The organism is Chryseobacterium hagamense, from assembly GCF_007991455.1.
Lineage (GTDB): Bacteria > Bacteroidota > Bacteroidia > Flavobacteriales > Weeksellaceae > Chryseobacterium > Chryseobacterium hagamense.
In genome coordinates this window covers 1-5,617 of the sequence record NZ_BJYJ01000063.1, presented here as the reverse complement: position 1 = coordinate 5,617, position 5,617 = coordinate 1, and the positions used below count along the sequence as shown (strand labels likewise).

The window sequence follows — 5,617 nt, the reverse complement described above, 5'->3', positions numbered from 1 at the left end:
AAGCACAGGCCAAACGCAGGCGTGAGGAGTAGCAGTGGATAGCGGGATCAAGCTCCTGAAAAAAAATCTCTGTTCTGGTAATTATTCTAAATGTCAAAAACTAAAATAGACGAAATCTTTAGTACATTCCTGTATTTATATCGTAACTTTAGGATATGAAAGAGCATATTGTGAAAGGTTTCAGGTTTGAAACGTATAAGGCACCGGAATTATCGGTGTTCGACAGGCTGCTGGAAATCTTTACCGATCTGTTGACCCATACTTCGGGAGATTTTGATGAAGCGATCGAATGGCTCCGGATGCTGGATGAGGAATATCAGCTGACAACCCCGGAATATACCATTGACAATTTTATAGAAGACCTTAAAAAGAAAGGTTATATCCGTGAAGAAGTTGATCCTAACGGCAGCAGCAGCGGGGTGAAGCTCAGTTCAAAAATGGAGCAGAATATCCGTAAGCAGGCCCTGAATCAGATTTTCGGGAATCTGGCCAAGAGCGGATCCGGAAATCATAAAACAAAAAAAAGCGGATCCGGCGAAGACACTACCGGTGAGTTCAGGAATTACAACTTCGGAGATGCCGTCGAGAAAATATCCATCACGGAAAGTTTGAAGAATGCGCAGATCAATAACGGGATCGGGGATTTTCATCTGACGGAAAATGACCTTGTTGTGGAAGACAGTGTTCATCAGTCACAAATGAGTACCGTACTGATGATTGACATCAGCCACAGTATGATCCTGTATGGGGAAGACCGGATTACTCCTGCTAAAAAGGTAGCCATGGCACTTGCTGAACTTATTACCACCCGTTATCCGAAAGATACGCTGGATATTATTGTTTTTGGTGATGATGCCTGGCCGGTCAAGATCAAAGAGCTTCCTTATCTTCAGGTGGGGCCCTATCATACCAATACGGTGGCGGGACTGCAGTTGGCAATGGATATTTTAAGAAGGAAAAGAAATACTAATAAGCAGATCTTCATGATCACCGACGGAAAACCCAGCTGTGTACGGGAACCCGACGGTACCTATTATATGAATTCTTACGGTCTGGATGAATATGTGGTTCAGAAATGCTACAACATGGCGGCACAGGCCCGCAGGCTGCATATTCCGGTGACCACCTTCATGATTGCCCAGGATCCTTACCTTCAGCATTTCGTAAGCGAATTTACTGAAGCCAACCAGGGAAAAGCCTTTTATACGGGGCTTAACGGACTTGGACAAATGATTTTTGAAGATTATGAAGCCAACCGCAAGAAAAAAATACGTTAACTACTAACTGTTGAAGCTTAACAGTATCAATCAACTATTATCAATCACATATTACATACAATGACTGCAAAGCCAGATATAAAGACTTTAGGTTCGTTAAAAGCGTCAGGATACCAAACCAAAAGCATTAAAGACGAACTTAGGGATAATTTAAGAAGTAAAATCAAAAATAAGGAGTCGGTATTTGAAGGGATTTTCGGCTATGAGAACACGGTAATTCCTCAACTGGAACAGGCCATACTGAGCCGGCATAACATTAACCTGTTAGGTTTGAGAGGACAGGCCAAAACGAGATTGGCCAGAATGATGACGTCGCTGCTGAATGAATGGATTCCGTTCATACAGGGAAGCGAAATCAATGACGATCCTTTAAACCCGATTTCCCGCTATGCCAAAGAGTTGATCCAAACTGAAGGAGACCAGACGCCGATCGAATGGCTGCACCGTGATGAAAGGTTTTTCGAAAAGCTGGCCACGCCGGATGTTACGGTAGCCGATCTGATCGGGGATGTGGATCCTATTAAAGCGGCAAACCTGAAACTTTCCTATGCGGATGACCGCGTGATCCATTTCGGGATGATTCCCAGGGCCAACCGATGTATCTTTGTGATCAATGAGTTACCCGATCTTCAGGCGAGGATCCAGGTTTCTCTGTTCAATATCCTTCAGGAAGGAGATGTGCAGATCCGTGGGTTTAAAGTGAGGATGCCGCTGGATATCCAGTTTGTATTTACGGCTAACCCGGAGGATTATACCAACAGGGGAAGCATTGTAACGCCGTTGAAAGACCGGATCGGATCCCAGATTTTAACGCACTACCCTGAAAACATCCATATTGCAAAAGAAATCACCAGCTATGAATCCAGTCTGGACAGCCGTCAGCACAATGGTGTCTATGTTCCGGATCTGGCGAAAGACCTTTTGGAGCAGATTGGATTTGAAGCGCGGGAGAGCGAATATGTAGATGCGAAAAGCGGAGTAAGCGCACGGATGAGCATCACGGCTTTCGAAAACCTTTTAAGTACTGCAGAACGTAGGGCTCTGTTGACCGGGGAAGAAGCTACATCGGTTCGGCTGAGTGATTTCGTGGGGGTAATCCCTGCAATTACCGGAAAAGTGGAGCTGGTATATGAAGGAGAGCAGGAGGGTGCCGAAGCCGTGGCGCAGATGCTGTTGGACAATGCGGTGAAAACCCTGTTTATGACGTATTTCCCGAAAGTTGAAAAGCTGGAAAAAAAGAATACCGACGGACCGTTCAGCCAGATTACCGATTGGTTCCTGGAAGACGACGGGTCTTTGGAAATCACCGATGAATCATCTGACGAAATCTATTCTAAAAATCTGAACCGGATCAGTCCGCTGGATAAGATCATCGAAAAATACCAGCCCGATACAAAGCCGGAAGATATTTTATTCTTAAAAGAATTTATTCTTTGGGGATTGGCCGTGAATAAAAAATTAAATAAAGAAAGGTTCAGAACCGGGGTGTTCTTTTCCTGATTTTAAAATAATAAAGATTAATAAGGCTTGGATTGAAAATCTGGCTCCTTTTATGGGCTTTGAAATTTGTACTGGTTTTCAAAATTTTTTCATCATCAGGTAAATTATAAGGAGACCTAACAATGACAATATTTCTCAAAGAGCATATTTGGAAATCATAACCCGATTAATATTTCAAAGAAGTTTAATTAAATAAGATAACTGTTTCGATTGTGAAGCAGTTATTTTTAATTTCACCGACCAATACGGTTTCGTGAAGGCTTATCTCAAAGAAAGTTTTAGAAAATTATTACCTATTGCATAAAAAAAATATTATGCTCAGATTCAATTAATAAAGACTACCATAAAATTCACCAGGTTTGGAAAATTTATTATTTTTGAAAAAGCGTAATCCGAAAAGCTTCAAAAGAGTAGGAAAAAATTAAAACTAAACAAGTATGAAAAATCTGGCAAAGATTTCAAGAGAGCGTTTAAAATCATTAAAGGGAAGCGGAGGCCCAGCATGTCCGGATGATCCGGCATTTAGAATATGTTACCCTCCGGGATGGCCAAACGGAATTTGTATGACTTACTATCAATGTTGCATCAGAATCGGTATTGATGAACAAACCTGTAAAGAGGAATATGGCTTTTAAAAGCAAGATGGCTGTTTCAATTATGAAGCAGCTGTTTTTATTCTTTACAAGCAATAAATATAATTTAATGAAAGTTATATAAAAAAAATACAGGACCTGTATGTCTTAAAGAATTTCAACTTAGGATGTGTTTTATTCAGGATACCTTAATGGAATTTCACTAATTTTGTATGCAACTTGGTGGACCAAAAGAATTCTATCAAGAGGAATTTAGTAAGTAATTGATTATATCATATAATTAAAATATAAACAAACCCTACTTTTCAAATTGAAACAGTAGGGTTTATTTTTTTATTATCAATGATCAAACCTGAATAACCCCCAGGTTAAATTTCTCGGTAATCGGCGAATGGTTGGCTGCCTCGATACCCATAGAGATCCATTTTCTGGTATCTACCGGATTGATGATGGCATCCGTCCAGAGCCTTGCTGCAGCATACGTAGATTCGGTCTGCTTCTGGTATTTTTTTGAGATGGTATCTAAAATTTCATTGTGTTCTTCTTCCGTAATTTCCTTACCCTGTTTCTTCAGGGTGGATTCCTGGATCTGGGCCAGTACTTTGGCTGCCTGGGCACCGCCCATCACCGCAAGGTCTGCCCATGGCCATGCTACAATCAGTCTCGGATCGTAGGCTTTTCCGCACATGGCATAATTTCCCGCTCCATATGAATTTCCTGTAATAATGGTAAATTTCGGCACTACCGAATTGGAAACGGCATTCACCATCTTTGCCCCATCTTTGATGATGCCTCCGTGTTCGGATTTTGAACCCACCATAAATCCGGTAACATCCTGCAGGAAGACCAACGGAATCTTTCTCTGGTTGCAGTTGGCAATAAAACGGGTGGCCTTATCCGCAGAATCGGAATAGATAACACCGCCGAACTGCATTTCGCCTTTTCCGCTTTTCACCAGTTTTCTCTGGTTGGCCACAATTCCTACGGACCAGCCGTCGATTCTCGCCGTAGCACAAATAATGCTTTTGCCATAATCGGCTTTGTATTCATCATATTCCGAGTTATCTACCAGGCATTTGATAATTTCATAGGTATCGTATTGTTCTGCTCTGGAAACCGGCATGATTCCGAAAATATTTTCCGGCTTTTCTTTAGGCAGGACACTCTCTATCCTGTCGAAACCAGCTCTTTCCGTGCTTCCGGTTGATTTCATGATGGTCCGGATCCTGTTCAGGGCATCTTTATCGTCCTTGGCTTTATAATCGGTAACCCCGGAAATCGAGCAATGGGTAGTTGCTCCGCCCAGCGTTTCATTGTCGATGCTTTCTCCGATCGCCGCTTTTACAAGATAGCTGCCGGCTAAAAAGATTGAACCTGTTCCTTCAACGATCATCGCTTCGTCGCTCATAATCGGAAGGTAGGCCCCTCCGGCTACACAACTTCCCATGACGGCAGAAATCTGGATGATTCCTGCAGCACTCATTTTGGCATTGTTCCTGAAAATTCTTCCGAACATTTCCTTATCCGGGAAAATTTCATCCTGCATTGGCAGATAGACCCCTGCGGAATCTACGAGATAAATGATCGGAAGCCTGTTTTCCATGGCAATTTCCTGAGCACGCAGGTTTTTCTTACCCGTAATCGGGAACCAGGCGCCGGCTTTTACTGAAGCATCATTGGCCACAATGATACATTGTCTTCCGGAAACATAGCCCATCACGACGACAACACCGCCGCTTGGGCATCCTCCGTGCTCTTCATACATATCATAGCCGGCAAAAGCACCGATCTCTATGGAGTCTGAATTTTTATCGAGAAGATATTCTATTCTTTCCCTGGCCGTCATTTTACCTTCGTCACGAAGTTTCTGAAGCCTCTTTTCACCTCCTCCTTTCTTTATTTCCGAAAGCAGGCGATTGATCTCGGATAATTTTAATCTGTTCTGATCTTCTCTCTTGTTGAATTCGATGTCCATAAAATTTCAATTTTTTCCGTTTAAAGATACTATTTTTTAAGTGGAATGAAAATTGATGTAAACAATTGTTTAATAAATTGGTTTTCAGAAATTTATGAAATATTTAACAAAAAATATATTTTTTATGGTTCGTTATTTGCTAACTTTACCATAGAGAAAGTAAGAGTGATATCTTACCCTTCTCTAGTTCCTAGTTTATTTTTTTAATAGTTTATTATTTGAAGGCCCTGAAAGTTGAATAAATTTTCAGGGTTTTTTTATTACGCTCTTAG

Annotated in this window: 4 protein-coding genes; 3 read left to right on the top strand and 1 reads right to left on the bottom strand. The window is 41.6% G+C overall.

The features are described 5' to 3' along the window. Positions 1 to 155 precede the first annotated feature (155 nt). The 3 genes from CHA01nite_RS20095 to CHA01nite_RS20085 all read left to right on the top strand — a co-directional run bounded on the left by CHA01nite_RS20095 (position 156) and on the right by CHA01nite_RS20085 (position 3,412). Complete coding sequence (locus tag CHA01nite_RS20095; protein WP_146944745.1) at positions 156 to 1,277, top strand: vWA domain-containing protein; 1,122 nt, start codon at positions 156 to 158, stop codon at positions 1,275 to 1,277. A gap of 60 nt (positions 1,278 to 1,337) precedes the next feature. Then, positions 1,338 to 2,777 carry an AAA family ATPase gene (locus CHA01nite_RS20090; RefSeq protein WP_146944743.1) on the top strand — a complete coding sequence of 480 codons (1,440 nt, stop codon included), beginning with the start codon at positions 1,338 to 1,340 and terminating at the stop codon, positions 2,775 to 2,777. A 437-nt stretch (positions 2,778 to 3,214) separates the two neighbouring features. Further along, positions 3,215 to 3,412: a hypothetical protein gene (locus CHA01nite_RS20085; RefSeq protein ID WP_146944741.1), complete on the top strand. Its 198-nt coding sequence runs from the start codon at positions 3,215 to 3,217 to the stop codon at positions 3,410 to 3,412. Positions 3,413 to 3,716: 304 nt separating this feature from the next. Here CHA01nite_RS20085 and CHA01nite_RS20080 read toward each other — a convergent pair whose 3' ends face one another. Beyond that, entirely contained in the window at positions 3,717 to 5,345 is a 1,629-nt protein-coding gene (locus tag CHA01nite_RS20080; RefSeq protein WP_146944739.1) for an acyl-CoA carboxylase subunit beta, read from the bottom strand. Positions 5,346 to 5,617: the final 272 nt, after the last annotated feature.

Excerpts from the sequence above, each read along its gene's own strand:
- CHA01nite_RS20095 (WP_146944745.1), top strand. The coding sequence starts at position 156 with ATGAAAGAGCATATTGTGAAAGGTTTCAGGTTTGAAACGTATAAGGCA.
- CHA01nite_RS20090 (WP_146944743.1), top strand. The coding sequence starts at position 1,338 with ATGACTGCAAAGCCAGATATAAAGACTTTAGGTTCGTTAAAAGCGTCA.
- CHA01nite_RS20085 (WP_146944741.1), top strand. The coding sequence starts at position 3,215 with ATGAAAAATCTGGCAAAGATTTCAAGAGAGCGTTTAAAATCATTAAAG.
- CHA01nite_RS20080 (WP_146944739.1), bottom strand. The coding sequence starts at position 5,345 with ATGGACATCGAATTCAACAAGAGAGAAGATCAGAACAGATTAAAATTA.